General features: G+C 44.3%; 23 protein-coding genes. 12 read left to right on the top strand and 11 right to left on the bottom strand.

Translation table 11 applies throughout. The features are described 5' to 3' along the window. Positions 1-231: 231 nt before the first annotated feature. The 4 genes from hslO to JHD44_RS12630 all read left to right on the top strand — a co-directional run bounded on the left by hslO (position 232) and on the right by JHD44_RS12630 (position 4,606). Positions 232-1,101 carry an Hsp33 family molecular chaperone HslO gene (gene hslO, locus JHD44_RS12645; RefSeq protein ID WP_199463142.1) on the top strand — a complete coding sequence of 290 codons (870 nt, stop codon included), beginning with the start codon at positions 232-234 and terminating at the stop codon, positions 1,099-1,101. Between the two features lie 361 nt (positions 1,102-1,462). Further along, positions 1,463-2,152 (top strand): FKBP-type peptidyl-prolyl cis-trans isomerase, encoded by a 690-nt coding sequence (locus JHD44_RS12640; protein WP_199463141.1) that lies wholly within the window; start codon positions 1,463-1,465, stop codon positions 2,150-2,152. Positions 2,153-2,241: 89 nt separating this feature from the next. Then, positions 2,242-3,186, top strand: a complete 945-nt coding sequence (locus JHD44_RS12635; RefSeq protein ID WP_199463140.1) for a mannose-1-phosphate guanylyltransferase — start codon at positions 2,242-2,244, stop codon at positions 3,184-3,186. Further along, positions 3,173-4,606, top strand: a complete 1,434-nt coding sequence (locus JHD44_RS12630) for a phosphomannomutase (RefSeq protein WP_199463139.1) — start codon at positions 3,173-3,175, stop codon at positions 4,604-4,606. Before JHD44_RS12635 ends, JHD44_RS12630 begins: the two co-directional genes overlap by 14 nt. Positions 4,607-4,936: 330 nt before the next feature. Here the strand turns inward: JHD44_RS12630 and JHD44_RS19145 are convergent, their stop codons facing one another. From JHD44_RS19145 to JHD44_RS12585, 9 genes are all read right to left on the bottom strand, one after another. Further along, positions 4,937-6,181: an O-antigen ligase family protein gene (locus JHD44_RS19145; RefSeq protein WP_199463138.1), complete on the bottom strand. Its 1,245-nt coding sequence runs from the start codon at positions 6,179-6,181 to the stop codon at positions 4,937-4,939. A gap of 19 nt (positions 6,182-6,200) precedes the next feature. After that, positions 6,201-7,541, bottom strand: coding sequence for a sugar transferase (locus JHD44_RS12620; RefSeq protein WP_199463137.1), 1,341 nt, complete (start codon positions 7,539-7,541; stop codon positions 6,201-6,203). A 22-nt stretch (positions 7,542-7,563) separates the two neighbouring features. After that, the gene (locus JHD44_RS12615) at positions 7,564-8,457 is read right to left on the bottom strand and encodes a glycosyltransferase (protein ID WP_199463136.1); all 894 of its coding nucleotides are present in this window, start codon (positions 8,455-8,457) and stop codon (positions 7,564-7,566) included. Then, the gene (rfbD, locus tag JHD44_RS12610; RefSeq protein ID WP_199463135.1) at positions 8,450-9,343 is read right to left on the bottom strand and encodes a dTDP-4-dehydrorhamnose reductase; all 894 of its coding nucleotides are present in this window, start codon (positions 9,341-9,343) and stop codon (positions 8,450-8,452) included. Before rfbD ends, JHD44_RS12615 begins: the two co-directional genes overlap by 8 nt. Positions 9,344-9,346: 3 nt before the next feature. After that, the gene (gene rfbC, locus JHD44_RS12605) at positions 9,347-9,886 is read right to left on the bottom strand and encodes a dTDP-4-dehydrorhamnose 3,5-epimerase (RefSeq protein WP_199463134.1); all 540 of its coding nucleotides are present in this window, start codon (positions 9,884-9,886) and stop codon (positions 9,347-9,349) included. 38 nt (positions 9,887-9,924) lie between these two features. Next, a complete protein-coding gene (gene rfbA / locus JHD44_RS12600; RefSeq protein ID WP_199463133.1) occupies positions 9,925-10,806 on the bottom strand; it encodes a glucose-1-phosphate thymidylyltransferase RfbA in 882 nt (293 codons plus the stop codon). Positions 10,807-10,810: 4 nt separating this feature from the next. Then, positions 10,811-11,899: a dTDP-glucose 4,6-dehydratase gene (rfbB, locus tag JHD44_RS12595; protein WP_199463132.1), complete on the bottom strand. Its 1,089-nt coding sequence runs from the start codon at positions 11,897-11,899 to the stop codon at positions 10,811-10,813. 66 nt (positions 11,900-11,965) lie between these two features. Next, positions 11,966-12,529 (bottom strand): hypothetical protein, encoded by a 564-nt coding sequence (locus JHD44_RS12590; protein WP_199463131.1) that lies wholly within the window; start codon positions 12,527-12,529, stop codon positions 11,966-11,968. A gap of 14 nt (positions 12,530-12,543) precedes the next feature. Further along, positions 12,544-12,858: a DUF6447 family protein gene (locus JHD44_RS12585; RefSeq protein WP_199463130.1), complete on the bottom strand. Its 315-nt coding sequence runs from the start codon at positions 12,856-12,858 to the stop codon at positions 12,544-12,546. Between the two features lie 216 nt (positions 12,859-13,074). Between JHD44_RS12585 and JHD44_RS12580 the strand changes: the two genes are divergently transcribed. From JHD44_RS12580 to JHD44_RS12560, 5 genes are all read left to right on the top strand, one after another. Then, the gene (locus JHD44_RS12580) at positions 13,075-13,887 is read left to right on the top strand and encodes a SapC family protein (protein ID WP_199463129.1); all 813 of its coding nucleotides are present in this window, start codon (positions 13,075-13,077) and stop codon (positions 13,885-13,887) included. 111 nt (positions 13,888-13,998) lie between these two features. Next, entirely contained in the window at positions 13,999-15,708 is a 1,710-nt protein-coding gene (locus JHD44_RS12575) for a type I secretion system permease/ATPase (protein WP_199463128.1), read from the top strand. Between the two features lie 38 nt (positions 15,709-15,746). Further along, on the top strand, positions 15,747-17,366 hold the full coding sequence (locus JHD44_RS12570) for an HlyD family type I secretion periplasmic adaptor subunit (protein WP_199463127.1): 1,620 nt from the start codon (positions 15,747-15,749) through the stop codon (positions 17,364-17,366). Beyond that, a complete protein-coding gene (locus JHD44_RS12565; RefSeq protein ID WP_199463126.1) occupies positions 17,367-18,746 on the top strand; it encodes a TolC family protein in 1,380 nt (459 codons plus the stop codon). Between the two features lie 124 nt (positions 18,747-18,870). Next, positions 18,871-19,782, top strand: a complete 912-nt coding sequence (locus tag JHD44_RS12560) for a hypothetical protein (RefSeq protein ID WP_199463125.1) — start codon at positions 18,871-18,873, stop codon at positions 19,780-19,782. A gap of 76 nt (positions 19,783-19,858) precedes the next feature. Here the strand turns inward: JHD44_RS12560 and JHD44_RS12555 are convergent, their stop codons facing one another. Continuing rightward, positions 19,859-20,761, bottom strand: coding sequence for a hypothetical protein (locus tag JHD44_RS12555; protein WP_199463124.1), 903 nt, complete (start codon positions 20,759-20,761; stop codon positions 19,859-19,861). A gap of 13 nt (positions 20,762-20,774) precedes the next feature. Beyond that, positions 20,775-21,770 (bottom strand): class I SAM-dependent methyltransferase, encoded by a 996-nt coding sequence (locus JHD44_RS12550; RefSeq protein WP_199463123.1) that lies wholly within the window; start codon positions 21,768-21,770, stop codon positions 20,775-20,777. 118 nt (positions 21,771-21,888) lie between these two features. Here JHD44_RS12550 and JHD44_RS12545 point away from each other — a divergent pair, with 118 nt between their 5' ends. From JHD44_RS12545 to JHD44_RS12535, 3 genes are all read left to right on the top strand, one after another. Beyond that, positions 21,889-23,868 (top strand): phytanoyl-CoA dioxygenase family protein, encoded by a 1,980-nt coding sequence (locus JHD44_RS12545; protein WP_199463122.1) that lies wholly within the window; start codon positions 21,889-21,891, stop codon positions 23,866-23,868. Positions 23,869-23,881: 13 nt separating this feature from the next. After that, entirely contained in the window at positions 23,882-24,502 is a 621-nt protein-coding gene (locus JHD44_RS12540; protein WP_199463121.1) for an alpha-ketoglutarate-dependent dioxygenase AlkB, read from the top strand. Between the two features lie 186 nt (positions 24,503-24,688). Beyond that, positions 24,689-25,408: an aspartyl/asparaginyl beta-hydroxylase domain-containing protein gene (locus JHD44_RS12535; protein ID WP_199463120.1), complete on the top strand. Its 720-nt coding sequence runs from the start codon at positions 24,689-24,691 to the stop codon at positions 25,406-25,408. The last annotated feature ends 69 nt before the right edge of the window (positions 25,409-25,477 follow it).

Genomic DNA, 25,477 nt, shown 5'->3' with positions numbered 1-25,477 from the left:
AGGTCCTACAGAGCATTGTTCCCGAAAATTGTAGGACCGCGGTCCCCGCGGGAACGGTATATGGGAATGCAAGGTTGTTCCCTCGCACAGCGAGGTCCTACAGAAGCTTTTTTCAGTTCGGGGAAAGAAAGGTCAAATAAGGCGTAGAATCGATCTAGTGAATAAAACCTAGATGCAAAACGAACGCTCAAGTTTTAAAATAAGCACATATTTAATTTAACGGTGATCCTTGTGAACAACATCAATGAAATCCAGCGTTTCTCCTTCGACAACACCAATGTCCGAGGTGAACGTGTCCTACTTAGTGACGCTTACCAAAACATCATTTCACGTAAGAACTACCCTGAATCTCTAGAAAAGTTACTGGGCGAATTCGTGGCTGCCATTGCGCTATTGCGTGACATCGTTAAGGTCGATGGCGTGCTATCCCTTCAGTGCAAAGGTGAAGGGCCACTTAAGACTCTGATGGCAGAGTGTGATGAGCACCAAAACCTACGCGCCATTGCCCAATGGGATGAGGAACAAGCGTTCCCAGAAGAAGTATCGCTTAAAGAACTGCTTGCTGGCGGCTACCTAGTCATCACTATTTCGCCACGCCAAGGAAATCGTTACCAAGGTATCGTAGAAATCGCTGGCGATTCTTTAGCCGCTTGTCTGGAGCAATACTTCTTACAATCTGAGCAGCTACCCAGCCGCGTATGGTTGGCGGCTGACGGCTCCCAAGCAGCAGGTCTGTTCCTCCAGCGCCTCCCCGCAGAACAAGCGAAAGAAGGTGATGAAGACGCTTGGGAACGTTTTGTACACCTAGCAGCAACGGTAAAAGACGAAGAACTACTTGGCCTGGAAACTGAAGTGCTACTGCACCGCTTATACCACGAAGAAGAGCTACGCTTGTACGATGTGAAAGGCATGCAGTTTGGCTGTTCTTGTAATCGCCAACGTTTCTACGATGCCATTGTGTCGATGGGTGCAGAAGAAATCCGTGAGATCATCAGCGAACAAGGCAGCATCAAAGCAGAATGCCAGTTCTGTGCCGAGCAATATGAGTTCTTTAAAGAAGACCTAGACAGCGACTTAGGCGATCAAGCCCAAACGCACTAACTTCTGGGCTAACGTTTCACAAAAGCCCGTCACGGGCTTTTGTTTTGTCCATACTGCACAAAAATCGTCAGGCATATGTAAAGACTCTTGTCGACACCAGATCTCAGGCATAAATTCTGATCTCGCCTTGTGCTTGGCATATCACTCCAAGACTTAACAAGGTGTGCAGGTGAAGGGGTCACTTTGGTAAAGTGTCAAACATGGGATTAGCACTGGATAGCTATCTTATGGTAGAACGATACCTTGGATCGATTTGCGAGGCACAAGGCGTATCTCATCTCTTTTAAGTCATAAGCTTGAATTTTGCCAATCGCCCCCCAGTTCATATAAAGAACCACAACTAATAACGGAACATGTTCACATGAAAAAAACATTAGTCGCAGCACTGGTTATGTCTTCCATTTCTATGGCGCAGGCTGCAGAAGTAGAGCTTGATAGTAAAGAACAAAAGCTTGGCTACTCTATCGGTACAATGTTCGGTAGCCGAATGGTCAATGACTTTGAAGGCATGGACTTAGAAGCATTCAAAGCGGGCTTTGAAGATGCCTTTACTGGTGAAGAGCCACAAATGTCCATGGAAGACGTTCAAGCGACCGTACAAGCTTTCCAACAAGAGCAAATGGAAAAAGCACAACGTGAACAAGCTAAACTAGCCGAAGAAGCCCAAGCTAAATCACAAGCTTGGTTAGATGAAAAAGCCAAAGAAGACGGTGTCATCACAACTGATTCAGGCCTGATGTACAAAGTCATCACTAAAGGTGATGGCAAAATGCCAGCTGAAACTGACACAGTAAAAGTGAACTATGAAGGTAAACTGGTTGACGGTACCGTATTCGACAGCTCATACGAGCGCGGCGAGCCGATCTCTTTCCCACTTAACCAAGTGATTCCTGGTTGGACGGAAGGCGTACAACTGATGCCTATTGGCTCCACCTACGAATTCTACATTCCTTCTGACCTTGCTTACGGCCCAGGCGGAACAGGTCCTATCCCACCTCATGCTGCACTACAATTCAAAGTTGAATTGTTGGATATCGAAGCCGCAGAGTAAGATCTAGTAGCATTTCATTGCTTAAAACGCCCTCTCAATGAGGGCGTTTTTGTTTATGCTATACTCGGCTTTTTCCAAGAAATACCCTTATGATCGTTCCCCTTATTCTAGCTGGTGGAATAGGTTCACGCCTAAAACCTATCTCAACACCTGAACAGCCCAAACCATTCCATGACTTTCTCGGCGATGGCAAGACGCTATTTGAATCAACCGTGATTCGTGCGCAACATGTCTCATCAGTCACGCCAATTGTGGTGGTATCAGAACACCATTTAAATTGGGTGAAAGCCTCCCTTGAGAAACTGTCTATTGCAGCGCATATTTTGCTCGAACCCTGCGGACGTAATACCGCACCAGCTATTACCTGTGCAGCATTAATGGCACGGGAGCTTTATGGTGAAGCCCCTACATTGCTGACATTAGCTGCGGATCATCATATTGGTGAGATTGATTACTTTGCCCGTAAAATCCGTGAAGCTCATTCACAAGAGCAAAACAAAAAGCTGACCCTTTTTGGCGTTCAGCCAACATATCCTGAAACAGGGTATGGTTACATTCAAACAGATGAAAGTAATCATATTGTTGCCTTTCATGAAAAGCCAGATCTTCGCACAGCTCAATGCTATCTGGATTCAGGTGATTATCTATGGAACAGTGGCTTCTTTTTGTTTCCCATTTCGACGTTGCTGCATGAATTACAACACCACGCGCCAGAACTGATGGAAGTTTGCATGGCCTCGTACACCGCTCGCCAGTCAATTTCTATGCACATTCAAATGCTTGCAAACTCATTTCAAGACGCGGCTAACATTTCGATTGATCATGCACTACTGGAACGCAGTAAAAATCTAACCATTTGTCGCTATCAAGGTATCTGGAGCGATCTTGGTACATGGAAAAGTCTTTACCATTTATGGCCGAAAAAGTGTAATGGCAACGCCATAAACAAAGCTCTTAACCTAGAAGTCATCCCATGCAGCAAAAGCTTTAAACTACTGAAGAATGGGAGCTGTATCGCAGATGTACCGCGATAAAACACCGTTATCTCTATGTCGAAATAGTCAAGTAAAGTTCGGTACTAGTGGGGTTCGAGGCCCCGTTAGCGAACTAACTCAAGAACGTTGTGGTGCTTTTATCGAAGCCTTTTTGAAAGAGCTTTGCCAAACATCAAACATAGTGTGTATTGGTCAAGACCTGCGACCAAGTAGCCCGATGATCAAGCAGTGGATTAGCGAATGCGCCAGACAATTTGGCTATACCGTCTGGGATTGCGGATCACTGGCAACCCCTAGCCTCGCCCACTATTCAATGGCACATCAAGTACCAGCCATTATGGTCACTGGCAGCCATATTCCATTTGACCGAAATGGGATCAAATTTTACTTACCTGGGGGAGAGATCAGTAAACAAGATGAGTCGCGTATTCTAAATGCTCAGTTAAATACGTGCTTTCGAGTTAGCTCAGACACGACCATAGAGGATCATCACGACCTTGCACTGGCCTTTTACAGAAAGCGTTATCAACACGCTTTTACAGCGCTTGATCTATCTGGAAAACGGGTTGGAGTATACCAACATAGTAGCGTTATTCGTGATCAGTTAACCATGATCCTCAAGGCTTTTGGAGCCAAGGTCATTCCTCTCGGAAGAACAAATGCATTTGTCGCTTTGGATACCGAAGCAGTTTCAAAAGAGGATCAAATACAAGCAAATCAGTGGTCAAGAGAATACAACTTAGATGCCATCGTCAGCACGGATGGTGATGGAGACCGTCCTCTGATTGCTGATGAAAAAGGGCAGTGGTTACGCGGCGATCAAGTAGGAATGATTTGCTGCCAATACCTAAAGGCAAATCACATCGTCACCCCAATCAATAGTAATACGGGGCTGGAAGCATTATTGCCAAAGGCAACTGTCATACGTACGAAGATTGGCTCTCCCTATGTACTGGCAGCCATGGAGACAGCGAAACCTTCGGAAATTAGTGTCGGGTATGAAGCAAACGGAGGTGTGTTACTTGGTAGTCATGCTGAGGGATTAACAGCCTTACCGACTCGTGATGCCGTGTTACCTATACTCATAATCCTAGCACACATCTCACATCAGCCACTCAGCTCGGTCATTAGCGCTCTATCAAAACGACACACCAGCAGCGAACGACTACAGGATATAACCGTATCAGAAAGCCAATCTATCGTTGAATATTTGTCCGATACCCAACACTGGCCCCCACTTTTAAGTAAGATATATACAGATGAAACAGTTTCTATTTCAGCACTAGATACTCAAGATGGAGCAAGGGTATGGCTGTCAAATAACGACATTCTTCACATTAGAGCATCCGGTAATGCAAACGAGCTTCGTATTTATGTCGAATCAAGTGATTCGATATATTCTGAAATTTTATGTGCTCATACCAAACAAGCTATTTCATCCTTATTTTTTGACATATGACAGTAAAATGACGCGATTTCGGTGCAACATTAACCATCTCTCGATATAGTGGTTTCAGGACAAGGGGCAAGGATAGCTCATCTTCTAGGACGGAAGACTTGTCTTGGAATCGCACACCACGGACGGTGTTTGTTTCAGGAGAAACGCGATTTAGATTGAAACAGAAAACTAGGATGGTTTGTAGGCTCATGAAGAGCCTCTGTTTCACCTAAACAAGATAGGAAGTCATAGACGACTTTTGCTCCCAAGGATGGGAGCCCTATCTTACTTCAGGATGATTAAGGAGCTGCAAGGATGCAGCGAAGAAACACCATGTCACTCAGCAGTTAATCACACGTTACCGTTACTAGCAGTAAAGTAACGCTCTTGCCAACGCAATGCAGCCCAGAAAAAAAGAATTGGAAAGGCATACATCATCACACCAACATTGTGACTGAACATCGCCTGTGTTAACGCAAAATCCATATAACACATTGGAATTAAAGCGCCCGCTAACGCGTACGGCTTAACTTCCCAATTATCGGAATAAAGCCTTACCTTCTTCATAAACAATCGTAGCGGTACTAAATACACCAACAATAACACTACCAAACCGACAATGCCTTGGAACCCTAACGACGTCAGGTATTCATTATGTAAATGATCAAATTTGGCTGCATTGGGATGTATGATATTTTTTTCGGCAAGCTCTTCCCTTATTGTTCGACTACCATACTGACCTTCGCCAAAGACAGGCGACTCCGCAGCCAAGTAAAAAGCGGATTTCCACATATCCAAGCGCAGTCCTACAGATGTATTACTATTACCTTGATGATACTTTTCTAGATCAATAAACGCCGCATGAATTCGTTGTTGTATTCCGGTTTGCGGTATCGCAATGCTCAACGCTAAAGCAAACAACGCCGCACTAACACCGCTGATCAATACCTTTCTTGAAAATAACTCACGACTTTGCCAAATAATGAAAAAAGCAATCAGCGGCGCTGCAATCCAACCACCTCTGGAGCCTGATAAAAACGAAGCGCTGACGCCAGACAACACACCTAATAAGCTCAATACACACAAAACACGCTGTTGCTTTGCGTAGAAGTACGTTAACCCAGCACAACTCATGAAACCTAGCATCATTGCCGTATCACCAAACATGATTGCATTTTCTCCACCTTGAGCCCTTGGCAAACCAAGCCAAAAACGATCATAGAGAGCAACCATTAAACTTGCACAGGCTCCGCTGATAACCCCATAAAATAAAAAAGGAGATTTAGGTAGCGGGAGCCTCATCAGCACTAGCAAGATAGGTACAGCCAGTAGAAAGCGTGAAGGTCTATCAAGCTCACGCGAATGCCAGCCATCTAGAAACACAAACCATGCCATAAGCAGCGTAAAGCCGCACCATGTGTATATAAGGTAACGATCTTGTCGTGTTTTGCTAAGACCGTTATCTAAAAAGAATAGACCGGCTAATGAAAAGAGAAACAATGCACCAATGGGAACAGAATATCCGCCGTATACCCCTAGACTCATGGTGAATGTTAATGATGCGATCAACCAGACCAGCTGAGAAAGACGCTGCACAACCATTTCCTTTAAATGTTCAGTGACCTTGTCGACCTAACACCACGACGACCGTTCGAAGAATCGTCTCTAATTCTAGCCAAACACTCCAATGCTTAATGTAATACAGATCATACATTAGCTTTTGACGTGCATCCTCTAGGTTAGCACCGTATGGATAACACACTTGTGCCCACCCAGAAATTCCAGGCCTGACAAGATGACGCTCATGATAATAAGGAATTTCTTTTTCGTAGTTTTCAACCAGTATATCCCATTCTGTTCGAGGACCAACCAGATGCATCTCACCTCGTGCCACATTCCAAAGCTGAGGTATTTCATCAATACGGAACTTACGCATCACATTACCAAAAGGAAAAATGCGTGGATCTTCTTTTTGCGTATACGGATTAAAGTGAGCGTTCTCATGCATACTTCGAAACTTTAATGCGACAAAGTTCTGCCCACCTAGGCCGACTCGACACTGTCGAAAAAGCACACTTCCTGGTGACTGCCAACGAACCTTAACTACGGCGTAAAGAATCAGTGGTGAGCAGATTAAGCCAATACCTATCACTGCCGCCCAATCAATAGCCCTTTTTAGCAGATAGTTTTTAAGAGAGTAGGAACGAATTTTCTCCAAATAACTAAGGTCTTCGCCATCATATGGTATGTAGCATTTACGCAGAAAAGCTTCCATAAAACGGTGCAACACAATCAACCGGATACCTTTCAAATCAAGGTGAGTCAGCTCCTTGATTAACTGACTCGTTGCTGGTGCTTCCAAGTTAAGTAATAAATAATCAGGCGCCATCTTAAGGATGTTTTCTTCAATATCCACGCTATCACTGAGACTAAAATAAGTCAGCTCTATACCTTGAAACTCAAGCATCGCATATTCCAACTCATTGAATTCATAGTGACGACCAAGGACCGCCACTTGAATTTTTGCTTGAGCAAAGCCGCGTGAATAACGCTGGATCATCACTTTGGTGAACATAACGGCAAACGGTGTAATAACTACCCAAGCAGAAACAATCCAGCGATCAAATTTTAAACTCGAGAGATAAAAGAACAGTAAAACCAATAGGAAAAATACATTTAAAAACCAAGTTTTAAACGTTACTTCTAATTTCTTAGCAAAAGCCCGCTCATTATATCGACTGTAGCCACCTTGGATGCCAATACACGTCGCAAAGAATATGCCGCTTAATACGGTCATCCATTGATATTCACTTCCCCATACCCCCGTCCCAAAAGCGATATGTAATAGAGAAAGCAAAACACCAGGCAGAAAGATATCTACGAAAGCATAAGAGAAAGGAACTCTACGATCTTGATAGCGCTTTATCGAACTCTTTCTTACCAAAGAACTAAGCAAACGATCACCTATCAACATCAGATCAATAAATAGACAATAGAAACATAATCAGCAACGCAAAGCGATCGCGTAATCGTCTTCTACACTGTAAAGCATGACGCAGCCGAAAACGGTAACTCCTAACGTTCGTCACTAATTCTGGAGCCAGAATTGTGGCCAACGCTTCGACCTGTTTACGATACGACTTTTTCGCAACTTTATGAAGCCTGCTAAGGTATGCTCTTGCACCTTGGTTCACACCAATTTGATTAGAGGCATGTTGCCGATACATCAGTGATGCATGTTCATCAATATACCAAGGAATACCTTGTTCGCGACAATAAGCATATGCAAACCAATCATGCAGCTCAACCTGTTGCATTAACGCTTTATTCGCCCGAATAAAACGCTGCAAACGCACTGCAACAGATTGATGAAAAACATATGTGCAACCGGGTCCAGCTGCTTCAAAGTAGTGATCATAGCGTCTTTGGGGATACGCTTTACGTACTAACAATTCTCGGCCATCAGGCCAAAACGCCATGACATTAGATGAGTACGCTAAACATTTACCAGAACTGATTTCACGCCAAGCACGCTTAAGTTTGTCACTTAGCCAAATATCGTCTTGATCGGCGAAAGACACTGCATCAAACTCGGAAAAATCAACGTCTTCTAATAACCGAAAAAAGTTCGCTCCAGCACCACCAAAGCGTTCACCAAATGGCAGAACCACAACATTATCGCGAGCATCAGACAGGTGCTGACACCAAGCCAACGTACCGTCATCTTGAGCAGCGTCAGAACAGGCATCAACGCTGATAAATAGAGATACCTGAACAGCCTCTTGAGCAAGAATGCTATCGACCTGCTGCTCTATCCACTTCATGCCTTGATAGGCTGCAAGCAGCACGGCAATACGTGGTGTGCTACTCACCAGAGAATTCCGCTGACAAAGTATCCAAGACCTTATCGAGTGAGAACAGCCACATAGAAGGCCGTAGCGATAAAGCTTCTAATGTACTGGTATTGAGCACCGAGTACTCGGGGCGTTTCGCTGGCGTCGGATACTGCTCGGAACTGATCGCTGTTAATTTAGGCACTTTCGATAAGAGCCCTCGCTCATAAGCTTTGGCAAAAATTGTACGTGCAAAGCCATGCCAACTTGTTGGCATATCACCAGAATAGTGATGTATCCCCCACGCTAACTCTTTGGTTGCCTGATAATGATCGCACAAGCAAACAATAGATTGCGCCAAATCACCGGCGTACGTTGGGCAACCATATTGATCAGAAACAACACTCAAAGCATCACGCTCTTGGCCAAGTCGTAGCATCGTTTTAACAAAGTTATTGCCGTACTCACTAAATACCCAAGCAGTTCGCAACACAATATAGCGCGTACAGATGGATGCTAACGCTTGCTCGCCGGCTAACTTCGACGCGCCATAAACACCTTGTGGAGCAGTGATATCACTCGGTTTGTATGGCTCAACCGAAAAACCATCGAACACGTAATCGGTCGAGACATGAATCACCGGAATACCTAGTGCCTGCGCAGATTTGGCTAGATTAGCCACACCCTGCTCGTTTACGGCATAGGCTTTTGCTTGATCTTGCTCTGCTTTGTCCACGGCCGTATACGCCGCTGCATTAACAATTATATCGGGCTGTACCTTTGCAACACTGGACGCCACTTGATCAGCATCGCTGATGTCTAACTCATCTGAACCAAAGGCAAATAGTGTATGGGTTGAGCTAGAAATAACTTCTTGGAGACAACACCCTAATTGACCATTTTTACCAGTCAGTAAAATACGCATGGATCAGCCCCACAATTGTGCCAAAGTTAATCCAACGAGATCTTTAGCAGAAAGTTGAGGTTCAAAGTCAATCGGCCACTCAATTCCCACCTCTGGGTCATTCCAAATTAAGCACCCTTCATCTGAAGGGTCATAATAATCCGTACACTTGTATTCAAAATCAGCAACATCCGACAACACAACAAAACCATGAGCGAGGCCTGGTGGCACCCAGAACTGACGCTTATTTTCTTCACTCAACAAAACCCCAGCCCATTGCCCAAAGGTTGGCGAGTCTTTACGAATATCGACCGCCACATCAAACACTTCTCCGCGAACCACACGAACCAATTTTCCTTGAGGTTTTGACTTTTGAAAGTGCAGCCCTCTCAATACACCCTTAGACGATCGCGAATGGTTATCCTGAACAAATGGAAGCTCAATACCAGCAAGTGTTTTATAACGCTCAGCCTGAAATGTTTCTAAAAAGAAGCCTCGCTCATCACCAAATACCTTTGGTTCAATAATTACAACGTCCTCGATATTGGTTTTGATTACATTCATGCCATTTATCCTGTCATTAGACACTTAACGACAGCTCCTTATTGGTAGCCGTCAGCAACTTTAAGTAAATACTGTCCATACCCTGTTTTTTTAAGGGTTGTACCAGCATTTATTAACTGATCTTTTGAGATCCATTTTTGTCGATACGCGATTTCTTCTAAACAAGCGACCTTCAACCCTTGTCGATGCTCAACGGTTTGCACAAACTGCCCCGCTTCCAACAAAGAATCGTGTGTGCCTGTGTCTAACCAAGCAAAACCACGCCCTAACAGTGACGTATGCAAATCACCACGCTTAAGGTACGCTAAATTTACATCAGTTATTTCCAGCTCACCTCTAGGTGATGGCTGAATGTTTTTAGCAATTTCCACCACATCATTGTCATAAAAATACAGCCCAGTCACCGCGTAATTAGAACGTGGGGATTGAGGTTTTTCTTCGATGCTAACGGCTTTACCCTGTTCATCAAACTCCACCACACCAAAGCGTTCAGGGTCCATGACATGATAACCAAAAACCGTCGCACCAGAAGTTTGTTCCGCCGCTTGTTTAAGCTTGTCAGAGAAATGCTGGCCAAAGAAAATATTATCGCCTAGCACTAAAGCAACACTATCGTTACCTATAAACTCTTCCCCAATGATAAAAGCTTGTGCCAAGCCATCTGGTGAAGGTTGTACCGCATAAGATAACTCGACCCCAAATGCACTGCCATCGCCTAACAGTTTTTGGAAACTTTCCTGATCTTCTGGTGTGGTGATGATCAATACTTCGCGAATGCCCGCCAACATCAGCACCGATAGCGGATAGTAAATCATCGGTTTATCGTAAATCGGCATCAATTGCTTGGAGATACCTAACGTCAATGGGTGCAAACGTGTCCCACTGCCGCCAGCCAAAATAATTCCCTTTCGCTTAGTCATCATACTATCCCTGGTCACCAATACGGTTTAATTGGTAATCACCACTTAACACTCGTTGCCACCAACTTTGATTAGACAGATACCATTCAACAGTTTTACGCATTCCAGAAACAAATGTTTCTTCAGGTTCCCAACCCAACTCATCTGCGATCTTGCTCGAATCGATGGCATAACGCACATCGTGGCCAGGACGATCCTTCACAAACGTAATCAGGTCTCGGTAAGACTGCACACCTTCAGGTTTGGTTGGCACAAGCTCTTCCAACAAATCACACAATGTATGCACAACCTCTAGATTACGCTTTTCGTTATGGCCGCCAATATTATAGGTTTCCCCTACTTCACCTTCGCATACCACTTTTACTAAGGCGCGAGCATGGTCTTCAACGTACAACCAATCGCGAATTTGCGATCCATCACCATACACAGGCAATGCTTTCCCCGCTAACGCATTCAAAATCATGTGCGGAATGAGCTTTTCAGGGAAATGATAAGGGCCATAGTTGTTTGAGCAATTCGTTACAATGGTGGGTAAACCGTAAGTACGACGCCAAGCACGAACTAAATGGTCAGAGCTTGCTTTACTTGCAGAATAGGGAGAGCTCGGCGCATAAGACGTGGTTTCAGTGAATAAAGGCAAAGCCTCACCTTCAGCAACCTCATCAGGGTGCGGTAAATCGCCATATACTTCATCGGTTGAAATATGATGAAAACGGAACGCCGTTTTCTTATTGTCCGATAGCGTCTGCCAGTAGACTCTAGCCGCTTCAAGAAGCGTGTAAGTACCGACTATATTTGTTTGAATAAAGTCACCAGGACCATCTATAGAGCGGTCAACATGGCTTTCCGCCGCCAAATGCATCACAGCATCAGGTTGATGCTGTTCGAAAATACGCTTCAGCTCAGCCATATCACAGATATCAACTTGCTCAAATACATAGCGGGAATCCATCAAATTTTCAGGGATCGATTCCAAATTCCCAGCATACGTCAGCTTATCTAAATTCACTACCTCATGCGTTGTGTTTTGCAACACATGACGTACCACGGCACTGCCAATAAAGCCTGCGCCACCTGTAATTAATAATTTCATACTCTATCCAATACAAAGAGCTTGCTGATACCATTTATGCATTCAGAGTGTTTCAAGAAAAATGGGCTAATGTAACGATGCACCCACACTAGAAGAGGCATTTTGCTCGGGTAACAGCCAGTCAGGAATCTCTTTTGGCCATTCAGACGCCTGCAAACATCTAGTTTGAGCAAGTAAAAACTGTCGCAGTTGCTGATAAGACATTTGCACATCCAGTCGCAATGTCTCATTGACACCAAACATCATCATTGTTAGCGAATTCTTTTTGAAAGCGAACTCAACTTTTGCACAAAGCATTGGCTCAGATAATTGCGTATCAACGGTCGCCTGCAGACTTTCTTCCGCACCTGAAGACGAAGTCTTCTCTTGTTGGGCACGATTTGTCTCTTTCATAAGAACCTCATCTGCCTTTTGTTGCGCTAAATTTTGATAAAATTCAGTCGCAGCAGCACTTGAAGTAACGACTTGTTTTTCCAAGCATTGAACCAATACAGGAAAAGCTCGTTGCCAAAGCCTAAGGGTCCACCATGTCGGGTACATGCCCTCATCAGACTGACAGCGCAATAGTAAACGGTCCTCTTCAGGAGAATAACGCAAGGTGACGCTTTTAATTGATACGCAAGTAGCCATATTCAGTTTTACTACTATTTAGCAGCAGCTTTAGAGCGAGTAGAAGTTTTTGCAGCGGTAGAACGTTTCGCAGCAGGCTTAGCGGCAGATTTCGCAGTCGTGGAGCGCTTACGTGTCGTCGTCTTTTTGGCAGGAGTTTTTTCTTCACTTGGAAGCGCTTTCACTAATTCTGACACGTAGAAAGCACGTGCTGCACGAGCCATCATCAGCTCTTGCTCAAGCTGTTTAATTTTCGTGTCTGTAAAAGTGATGGCATTTGCATTTGCTTTAGCCTCAACTGACAAAGAATCTAGATCGTATTGTTTTCCTTCCACTGTTAGTGTTGCCATTGTTACCCCTTATTATGGATCATTTAAAAAGTTGCCAAAATGTAACACATATCCACACCTAAAACAGGCTCTTCACTACGGATTGTGTACAAAAGGCGATAGTCTACTGCACACGAAGTTACAAAGAAGTGCGTGTGGTCACATTCTTGAAGAGGCTGTCTGCTAGAATGCCGCCATCAAAATTTTATAGTCACGCCGCAGGATTGGAGTATTAGCATGGCATACGTTTTAATTAAACGCTCAGAACATGGAGCATCTGGCTACAAACCCACGCAAAATTTATCATTTGCACAAAACTTGCCTGTTGCCAATATTGTTTGGGAAGAGATTCCAAACATTTCTCAACACCTACCCGTTGCATTTAGACTTGGTGAATCACAAGGTAAGAAATTCCTTGACCTTGTTGCCATTCAGTCACTAGATAACGATCGCAACTTAATGGTGCTTCCAAACGGCCGATGGTTAGGCGGCTACATGCCCGCCATCTACCGCAGCGAACCGTTCGCCATTCTACCCGACCCAGCTGAGCCTCAAAAACTACAACTTAACATTCGTGAAGAGCACATAGTTGATGCTTCTGAAGACGGTGCAATTCCTTTCTTTGACGAAAAAGGGGAACTCGGTAAACAGCTGAATACTGCTTTACATTTTCTTGGCGAATTAACCAAAGGCCACCGTAAAACGCAAACCATGATTATGAAATTGCAAAAATACGGTGTACTTGAACACTGGAACCTTGCTAAAGAGCTTAAGCTGGATAAAGATACCCCTTTCACGAATCTCCCTCAGAACCTTTTTAGAGCCAATCTAAATAAAATCAATCAGCTCAAGGATGAGGAAATTGCAGACTTGCAGCGTTCAGGGGCCCTACATTTGGCCAGTTTGCAATACAGCTCACAATTTAGATTAAAAGGTTTAATGTCACTGACTCGTATTTACGATGAAATGCTAGAGCAGGTAAACACCTCTCAAGAACAACCTAATATTGATGAACTATTCGGTGAAGGTGACGACGTTTTCTCATTTTAGTAACGTCAAAACTACTTTGGATGGGGTTGTAATATTATGTTACGGCCTCATAACCCTGAAACATTCCTGTGACCACACAGCAATACAACTAACACAGAGACAGTTTTACTAATGAAAAATTCACAAGCCGTAGACGACTTATCCAGTGCATTTAAGGCAAGTAAAAAAGGCTTTATGGCAGCAGGTTTCTTTAGTTTGTTTATCAACATACTAATGCTGACAGGTCCATTTTATATGCTGCAAGTCTATGACAGAGCTGTAACGTCAAGGAGTTTAGAGACACTCTTTTTCCTTACCTTGATCATGGTTTTCCTATTTGGTGTTCTCGGGGTTTTGGAATGGGTTCGTTCGCGTATTTTGGTTCGAGTATCGAATCAGATCGACCAATTCCTAAGCCACCGCGTTTATACATCCATGTTTAAAGCTGGCGTTAAGATACCAGGACGTCGAACAGCACAACCACTAAATGATCTAACTAGTATTCGCCAGTTTATGACAGGTAATGGTTTGTTTGCTTTTTTTGATGCCCCATGGTTCCCAATCTACATCGGGCTACTTTTCTTATTCCATCCTGCTTTTGGCTGGTTTGCCCTAGGCGCAGGCGCAATCCTGCTCTGCATTGCAGTTTTGAACGAGAAGCTGACCAAAAAAATGTTGTTGGAAGCAAACGGTGAAAACATCAAAGCCCAGAACCTCGCAACCAGCAACTTGCGCAATGCGGAAGTACTTCATGCGATGGGAATGCTGCCAAATATCATGGGACGCTGGAGAGACCAACACAAAGCATTCCTTGCTAAGCAAACCGATGCAAGTGACCGAGCTGGCGTGTTTGCTAACCTAAGTAAAGTGCTACGTATGATATTCCAATCCTCTATTTTGGGATTAGGTGCATATTTTGTTGTTAAAAATGAAATGTCACCAGGTATGATGATCGCAGGTTCTATTCTATTGGGGCGTGCATTAGCGCCACTAGATCTACTTATTAATAGCTGGTCAGGCTTTAATAATGCTCGTGCTGCACGGGGTCGTTTGGATGAACTGCTATCGGAATTTCCACAAGAAGACCGCAACATGACACTGCCAAAACCAGCAGGTGAAGTGCAGGCGGAAAACTTATTTATCGCACCACCAGGCTCAAAAACTGCAACCGTTAAATCTTTGTCCTTTAAAGTGCTTCCAGGGGAGTCCGTAGGTATCATCGGGCCTAGCGCAGCCGGTAAATCAACCCTTGCTAAAGCTATCTTGGGTATCTGGCCAACGATTAATGGTTCATTGCGTATAGACGGTGCTGAGGTACAACATTACAACCGTGACGAGATTGGTCCACATATTGGCTATTTACCTCAAGATATCGAGCTGTTCAACGGAACTGTCAGTGAAAACATTGCCCGCTTCACAAATGTTGATCCGGACAAAGTCGTCGCCGCTGCTAAAAAAGCAGGTGTTCATGAACTGATTCTACAACTACCTGAGGCCTACGATACTAAGATCGGTGTCGATTCAGGTGCCTTATCAGGTGGTCAACGTCAGCGCATTGGTCTGGCTCGTGCATTGTACGACAACCCACAAATTGTTGTTTTGGATGAACCGAACTCAAACCTTGATGAGCAAGGTGAATTTGCCCTAAGTCTAACCATCAACATATTGAAGCAAGAGAAAATCACCACGTTTGTCATCAGTCATCGAACTTCCATCTTGAAGAGCATCGATAAACTTATGGTCTTACGCGAAGGTCAACTGCAACTATTTGGCCCGAAAGACGAAGTGATGCAGAAACTTGTAAGTCAAAAGGCGGCGGAAGATAACGCCAAACGCGCTTAGCCACGACATTAACGACTGACAGAATTGAGTAATTAAGCATGACAAAACATGACAGTAAAAGTGGCGAGACAAATCAGGCGCCACAATCTGCTCCAACAGATAAAGCACAAGCCAAACCTGACAACGCAACAACTAGTCGCACGGATACCAGCAAAACGGCCTCTGCAAAGACAGTAGCGAGCTCAGATAAGAGTACTGCAAATACGGATAAGGCAAAATCATCTGCAAAACCAGCAGAAAATAAACAAGCACTAGCAGCTATTACACCCGTTAAAAAACCGGCGTCCGAAGCAAAACCAGGCACACCACCGAATAACACAAAAGATAAGCCGTCTGCACCTCAGATGGCGGCACCAGGCCCAGATGTTCCAACCAATGACAAACGCTACATCAAGTTTGGACTTTGGTTCCTACTACTAACCTTAGGTACATTTACCGCATGGGGAACACTAGCGCCTTTAAGCAGTGCCCTGATTGCACCAGGTGAAGTCATGGTGGACAGTTACCGAAAAACCATACAGCACTTCGAAGGTGGTATCGTGCAAGAGATCTTTGTGCGTAACGGCGACCTAGTTGAAAAAGGTGAACCACTTATTCAGTTAGAGAACGCACAGTTCCAAGCTCAACTAGAAAACAGTTTTACTCGCCTGCAAATTTTCAAGGCAGAGCTTGAGCGTTTAACGGCAGAACAGTCTTTCTCGGAATCAGTGACCTTCTCAGATGAGTTGCTTGAGGCTGCGAAAACAGATAAAGACATCGCCAATGCACTGAAACAGCAAAATGCACTTTTGTCAGCGCGCATGTCTGCCTATAAGCAAGAAAGTGAAGCGCTACAAACCCGTCTTGAGCAAACCGATGCGCAAGTCCAAGGCATCAATGCTCAAATTTCAGGGCTTGAGAAGCAGCTAGCGCTACTTGCGGAAGAAGAAGAAGCCTACACCACACTTTACAATGAAGGTCTAGGCGATAATAAACGTGCTCGCGAACTAAATCGCTCAATTATCTCAACACAGAATGAGATCAATTCTTCACAAGCTGAAGTGGCACGTTTAAAGATTCAAAACACGGAAACGCAACTTCAAATCGCAACACGTAAACAGGATTACCTGAAAGATGTTGGTGAGCGTCTGAAACAAACTCAGGGGAACTACTTTGATATTCTTGAGAAGTACCAGGTAGCAAAAGATCGTGTTGAGCGTTCAGTTATCCGCGCACCTGAGGACGGCACCATCGTCGATATGAAAATACACACTATCGGCAGTGTGGCAAACCCAGGCCAACCATTATTGGATCTTGTCCCTTCTGATGACAACTTCGTTGTAGAAAGTAAAGTGTCACCTCGTGACATCAATGACTTGTACATCGGACAAAAAGCAGACATTCGCTTCTCGGCATTTGACGCGCGCACAACTAAAGTTATAGAAGGTAAGGTGATCAACGTGTCAGCTGACCGACTGTTGGAACAACAAGACCAAGCTCCTTACTACCTCGCACGCATTCAAGTTACTGAGCACGGGCGCTCTAATATGTCTGAAGACATGAAACTAAAAGCAGGCATGCCGGCAGAAGTTATGATTCAACGCGGTGAGCGTTCGCTGTTTAACTACCTATTTAAACCTGTGGAAGATAGTTTCGCACGCAGCCTTAAGGAGAAATAAATGCCGTTTCCTTTCAAACCGCAGCTTATCGCTCTAGTCGTCAGTGCATCAGTTTCCTCAGCGACATTCGCTGAGGAAACTACCATGCCTCAGACGATGGGATTTGCTGAAGCATTAGAGTCGGCTCGACAACATGACTCTGAGCTTCAGTACGCCTATTACAACTATCTAGGCGAACAAGAAGCGGATGACATCAGCATGTCGGCGCTTTTGCCCACAGTAAGCTTATCCTCTAGCTACCGCTATCAGTATGTTAGAGATATTTATACAGACAAATTTTCAAGTGCATACAGCGAATCTTTGGCGCGTTCGGAAAAAGACCAAGATGACTACAACTTTCAGTTGCGCATGCAACAAAGTCTGGTCAACGTAGCGGCTTGGAAAGATTACAGCAGTAGCAAACAGGCCGTACGTAAGTCTGAATTTACCTACCAACGTGCTGAGCAAGAACTGATTTACCGTTTAAGCCAAGCGTACTTAAAAGCACTATTAGCCAGTCAGCAGGTTTATATTAACCAAGATAAACTGGCGGCATTACAACTAAAACTTGAGCAGACCCAACGCATGGAAGAACTCGGTGTTGGCGATCGACTGAGTGTATTGAAAGTTGCTTCCACTCGAGACATTGCGCGTAGTGACCTTCTGCAGGCTCAAAGTGAATACGAAGATGCTCAAACGAAACTAAACGTCATTGCTGGCACCGAAGTGGTTTTACCTGAGAACTGGGTACAACATGGTCATCAAGTGATTCCTGATCTACAGACAGGTACACAGCAGGACTGGATCAATAAAGTCCCTGACAATACGGAACTGTTAGCTGAGATGGCCAATGTAAGAGGCCAAGAACTGCAAGCAGAATCACGACAAGCGGCGCATTTACCCACACTGGATTTATCATTAAGAGCCATAGACAGTAAGTCTGACGACATTTATGTGGACAGTACAAACTACATTGCCTCGATTGATCTAACCATACCGCTCTATACCGGCGGCAAAACCTCGTCTCGCTACCGCCAAGCGGAAGCGACCTATAATGCCGCTCAAGCACGTTATGAGAAAACGCTTTCCGACATTACACAAACAGTAAAACTGGCCTACGCACAGCTCAACTCTTACCGTGGTCGCCTTGAAGCTTTGGACGAATCGCGCAAGTCTAGCCAAGCGTTTCTTGAAGCGGCAGAACGACAAGCCGATTTAAGCCTAAGCAGCCAAGTGGATGTACTAGAAGCCCGTACTGATCTCTATGATGTACGCCTTAAATTCGCTCGTACTTTGGCGGACTATCTGTTATCCGACCTTAACTTACTGCTTGAGACTGGTCAGCTGACCGAGCACACTCTCGAACAATACGACGAGCTATTCAGCCGCACAACGCTATAACACTCACTTAAGAGAGACTCAAAGGCCAACATTTGTTGGCCTTTTTTTGTGCAAAAACTTCGCAAAGCTAAAAGATTGATCTAGACTTTTGCTCCTAACAAGTCCATTCAAGGAGCAACAACCCATGCCTGCGGAACAGCATCTTGCTAAATTTGGTGTCACCGTTGATCAAGCCCATCAGTTTATTCAAGGAAACCTCGATTCACCAGAAACCATCTACCAAGTCGCGGCACAATACGAAGTCACCTTTGATATGCTAGCTGAAATCTATAGTGATGACATTGACGGCGATATTGTCAGAAGTTTTTTCAGTGATTTAGGCATGGTCACTTCCGATGATGCGCCGCTTTGGGATGATGATTATGAAGACGGCGATTATGACGTTATGTTTGGTCGCCTTGACTTAGACCTTGATGATCTATTGGAGTTAGAGGACGAAGACATCGCTGCCAGCGATTGGGACAGCTTGTTCGATGACTACTTAGAAGCGCTGAGTAATTTTGACTGGGATGCATGGGGTGACAGCATCGCCGAAGCGCTGGCGAACTTCGACTGGTCTTCTTGGACGACCCAGATGACCACTCTAGCCAATACCTACGCCTCAGACACCAGCTGGCTGACAACGTTGGATAATCTAACGGATTCCTGGATTGATTTTGAATTAGACTCTTTGTTTGATGATATGGACTGGAGTTGGGACGACTGGGAGGAAGAATCAGAAGATGACGATGACGACTTTGATTTTGGAAACTTCGACTATTCTGAATACCTAGCTGCGCTTGGGCTAACAGAAGACTACTTCACCACCCTATTCAGTGCCGTGGACTGGGAGTCCTACCTCGATCAAGTCATGCTCATGCTACAAAATCTAGACCTAAGCAGTTTTGGATTGGACAGCATTGATTATGACGAGTTTTATGAAAACATCGCTAGCATGGCAGAATACTATGAGGTATCCGCCAACTCAGCCTCTTCAGCTCCGGAGTTTCCTATTGCAGAAATTATTGGCGTTGAACAAGGTGTCGACTTTACCTAATGCGATCTAGTTAATACTCCTCCCTATAAAAACGCTTTACGCTTAGTGAAGCGTTTTTATATCAATATGCCGTGAACTACGGTTTGCTATGAAACTCGACGCGCAAATCTTGCCATGTACGATTTACCTTTAAAGCCTGTTGAATCACTCGATCTCGAATGAGCGAATCCTCATGCATCTTTCGCTCGCGGGCACGACGACAAGAATCGACAGCGGTTTGCTTCGCCTCGTCCGCACTCTCTGCAAGACCAGATGCTGCCCAACCCTGGCGCCGAAATGTTTGAAATAACGAGTCAGGGAAAGATAGTCCGACAATAGCGTCTTCGCTAAGACGAAAACCGCTTTGTCTTGTCAGTGCGATCATATAATCAAAAAGGCCTTGTAACTGCGGCCCAGCATTAGGCTGTAACACAATCATTGGAAAGTGGTGAGCCAGTTCAGGGAACACAATATTTGGTAAACACACCGCCTGCCAGTAACGCTTAGCGATCACGGCAAAATGGGCAAAGTTTTGAATGGGGCGTAAACCAGACTCTGAAAACGGCAAGATCTCGACGGAAGGTTTATTGACATCCACCGTGTCGTTGGCCACATCCACATACCAGCTTCCTAGTATAAAAGCGTTCTGAAAGTACTCGCCACGCAAATCCCCCCACACTTGGCGAAACTCTCCTCCTGCTGCCAGAAAAGCTTGGATAGCTTGAAACGCTGTCACATGTTCAGAAGAGCTTAATTGTGATGGTTCTAAATGAGCAAACGCCGCTTCAAACGCCTGCGAGATTTCAAGACACTGACCGAGAGGGTAAGTCTTGCCAAGCTTATTAGGCTTAGCGTTTCGCAGATGAACATCTAACTGGTTACGCAGATCAGTAAACAATTGCTCAATTTGGGTCAGATATTCACTTAGATATTTACGGGTTAACTGCCCTTGTATTTCTGGGTCTATAATTCGCGGCTCATTTGGCAAACAAGGGGACATTGGCACCTCTACATCAAACTTTAGAAAAAACTGCCGAACACAATAGGCCCGGCATATGACCCTTGTTGTAAGAGAACACTAACTTATTAGCCTTATGAAAATCCTTTGGCAGTGAATAAACAACGGGCGTGGTAAGGCCGTTCTCGTACTCTTTTATAACAAGTTCATCACATAATTGTATGTGTGTGAATAAACATGGTACCCATTTGGGATTCATATATTCTGGAACAATTAATGTTTCAGCCGTCATAAGATCACTGTTTGAGTCTGCCGCCAGTAGCGAATTTCGGTTCATGCTGAACACAAGACCTAAGCAAAGCCTATCTTTTATCATTTCTTGCTGATCAAACTCCGTTTCAGGGTCAACAAAACACAATGAAATATCTATTTTCTCTGGAATTAAAATAGCATCTGGCGCTTGCTTTAACAGATGCTCATTGATGGCTACATGCCCTTCCTTTTCTAATCCCGCCAACAGTAATTCAGAGACAATTAAGTCAGGCATTTGAGCCTCTGGAATTTGATATTCTAAAGCATCCCCCACACTAGATTGAATGCGGTCCTCCAGATCAAAAACATGCACTATCTGTTTTAAACAACGAATTGAAGCTGCATGAAAATCAATCACATCTACAATCAGTTGCTTAGCCGAAAATAAGACCAGCAAAGGTGAAACCAATATGCCGTAAGGACCACAACCGGGATAAAGCACTCGCACAGGCAGGTTGTCGGGCTGATCCCGTAACAACGCAGACACTCTTTGATAAACTGCTGTGAGATAGCGTCGAGTGCGAGTTAAACCAAATGCACAATTTCCAGCCATGTTAGGCGATAATATTAATCCCGATTGAGCATATTGAAACGCTTCATGACTTGTCTCGAAACCAGCTAGATCTCTCCAGTATTGAACTAACTCAAGGCATATTTGATCTGCTCGTTCATCATCCTTTTCCGCTAACATTAAGTGAAACAAATCCACCAGCACTCTCTTATTTGGCGCTTCCAACATCGTTCATCCCATACCCAACGAATCATTTATCCATTAAAGCTCAAATTCTATTGCAGCGCATAATGTCCTCTATCTATTATGAACAAACTGGATCAGGATGGATAAGGAATGGACTCGCATGCAAGCACGACTAAAACAAATTGTTCAGTACATACTAAACTCATCTAATAGTGAGTTAAATGGCAATAAACCGATCATTGATCAGCTGGTTAAAATTCTCTGCGACACAACCGAATTAGACATCCATCCTGAAATTTTTATCGATAACAAATTCTCCGCAACGGCTCGGGGCAAAGCCGTATCCATGATTACGGCCGCCCAATGCGCGGAAGAGTTTATGCGTACTCAGGTATTTCTAAGAGGTGTGCATCAAGCTTTACAAGAGCAACTTGAACATAAAGAACATATCCGAGTTTTATATGCTGGAACAGGGCCATTTGGACTTCTGTTACTGCCTTTATTACCTTTGTTTTCACCGGAAAAAATAAGCGTCACCTTACTAGATATCCATCAAGAGTCGTTAGATGCATTACAAAAAGTACAGCATTTACTAAACGTAAACGATCATATTGAACGCATAGACTGTGTTGATATCTTGCAGTGGCAACCACAGCCAGATCAGACGTTCGACATTATTATTTCTGAAACCATGAAAGCGATGCTGGATCATGAACCTCAAGTGTCGATTTTTGCCCATCTAAGCCCTTGGCTTGCAAAAGATGGCTGTTTAGTACCTGAATCCATTCGCATAGACGCTTGGTTAACACAGCAAAATAGAGCAACATATTTTGGTAATGTGTTTACCTTAAACCATGAATCTGCGCTCCAATTGAGCCGACAAACAGAACCGTCCATTCAGCAAGCACTCACCATCCCAAGCTACCCAATCGATGCTTCATCAAATTTGAAATTTACGACCGATATTACCGTATATAGACAACATAAACTGAGCGAAAACCAGTGTTCTTTAAATCTGCCGTATAGGATTAGAGAAGCCAATCCTAAACCAAACTCTACGCTGAACTGTTTTTATGAATTTGGTGTTCATCCAAAGTTCAAATTTGAGTTTGAACGGCTGGCTTCGTTTACAGAGCAGTGTCTGCCTTCTGCCAACAATCAAGACCTACTTAATCTGCCCTATCTAAATCGAATTTGGCATAAACATCACCAACAACGACACAACAAACTGCCGCCCCATATTCAACAACAAGAATGGGCATTGGATATAAAAGTCTTTGATATTCTAAAACTAGGCCTAGAACGAGCGATTCAATCCCTATATCAAAGCGACAACCCTGACCAATGGGCACACTGCATACTTGAGCATAACCAAGGCCAAGTCACCGGCCAACAAAGCCAGCAACTTCAAGACTGCGTCGCCAGCTACTTCGCTAAAGACACAGACAAAATTGAGACGATCCCATCACCTCTGACCAAGGAACAGCTAAACTTTTGGCAACAAAATGGTTATCTGGTCATACCCAAGGCCATAACCGATCAAGAATGCCAAGCATTGTTGGCAGACATTTGTCAACATATGCAAATCTCACTAACTGAGCCGGAGTCTTGGTATCAACACACGGCATCACAGCACCAAATAATGGTTCAGTTGTTTGATAGTCCTGCTCAAGAACATATACGCCAGAAACAAAGTATTAAAGACATCTTTGCTCAGCTTTGGCAAACCAACGACCTGACTCCATCCTATGACCGGGTCAGTTTTAATCCACCAGAGACAAACGCTTGGCGTTTCCCCGGCCCTGTTATGCATTGGGATATAAAAGCCTTTGAAGCGCCACTACCCTTTGCTACGCAGGGGCTGATTTACTTGACGGACACAGCGGAGAATCAAGGCGCTTTTTGTTGTGTGCCCGGATTTCATAGGGAATTTGACGCTTGGGCACAGCAGCTACCCGAGGGAAAAGACCCGCAGCAGCAAGACTGGGACAACTTTAATGTCACACCGATTGCCGCCCAAGCGGGAGATCTGATTATCTGGCATCATGCCCTGCCCCATGGCAGCAGTCCAAATCGCGCTCAGCACCCTAGGATTGTGCAATACTTGAACATGACACCATCTAGCAGAGCAGAGTTTTAAAGGAAGTGAACCAATGCGAGAGCGACTAGCCTGTGAAATACAGCATCTCGAACGATTTGTTTCAGCTCATGAAAGCTTGGCATTTCAGCAATGGATATATGATAACTATGACCTTACCGACTTTGAAGAAGTCCACTTTGCGACGGGGCAGACCTATCTTATCCAACCCTGGAAAATGATGTTTGTAGACACGCGACTTACGGACTTCAATATTTTCCCCAAAGAACACGGTCGACGAGCCCCTTTGCCACCACTACTAGAGAAAATAAGAGACAGAGTCAACCAGCATATAGGACTGCAATTCGACGTTTGCGTCTGTTTGTTCTATCCAAATGGCCAAGAACACATGGGGTTCCACTATGATCCGCCAGCCTTTGGCTCTACTAATATCATTCCTTCAATAAGCCTTGGGACGACAAGAGAGTTTCAGCTTAGAAGAAAAAGCGATCACACGGAGCTACATCGTTTTCAGTTAAACGACGGCAGTCTTTTTGTAATGGGGGAAGGATGCCAAGACGAGTATGAACACGCTGTGCCAGCGATGCCTGAGTGCACCCAACCGAGATTCAATCTTACCTTTAGGCAATTTGGTAGACATAACAATGCATCGAAACGATTATTCAGCAAACCTTAAAGAAAGGCGTTACACAGTGGTTGCAAACCGATTAGGTTTCGGTCAAGAAGTTGACACTGGGATAAAGTTTATAGGTTCAAGCCTAGTTGTTAGTCCGAATAAACAGACATTAGTTCAAGCCACTAACAAACCCTAACTGACATAGAAATTATAAATGATTCATTCTTAGATATGGGGATATGCACTATGACTGATGCTTTCCATAAGCTTCCTTTGACATTTGACATCCAGCGTTTAAAGCAAGATTTAAGATGTCTACAAAAGCAATCTTGGATAGAGCATATCAATCGACATGCACACGATGGTGGCTGGTCATCATTGCCGCTCAGAGCTGTTGACGGTCAAGTAGACAACGCAACGGTAGTAGAAACCAATCCAGGTCGTTATCAAAGCACACTCTACCTGAAACAAAGTGAATACTTGCAAGAGGTACTGTCCAGCTTTCAATGCACTATCGTCTCTGCCAGGTTAATGTCCCTCCAAGCTGGACAAGAAATACGCCGTCATACAGATCAAGACCTTAGATTTGAGGACGGCTGCGCGCGTTTACACATCCCCATACAAACTCACGCTGATGTCGAGTTCAAAATCAATGATCAGCCAGTTCATTTTGCCGAAGGGGAATGTTGGTATATGAACGCTAACTACCCTCATCAGGTCGTAAATGGTAGCGATACAAACCGAGTCCACCTGGTCATTGACTGCATCGTTAACGACTGGCTAAGCGCGCTATTTTCAGGCTCAGGCTATCAAACGATGATTGTTGAATACAAATATGGCTGTGCCAGCATTACCGATGAAAACGTACAACAGGTTATTGAACAATTAGAATATTTGGGAAGTGAGACAGCGTTAGAGTTGGCAAACCACTATCGAGCTATATGGCAAACATCTAAGGAACAGTAACTTTGCGCCCTAATAATATTAACGCGAATCCTAAAACCACCTACCTAAAACCACCTAGATAGTGCAAAC

This window comes from Marinomonas ostreistagni (genome assembly GCF_016461785.1).
Classification (GTDB): Bacteria; Pseudomonadota; Gammaproteobacteria; order Pseudomonadales; family Marinomonadaceae; genus Marinomonas; species Marinomonas ostreistagni_A.
The sequence above is the reverse complement of the archived record's forward strand: the minus strand, read 5'-3'. Positions and strand labels throughout refer to the sequence as shown.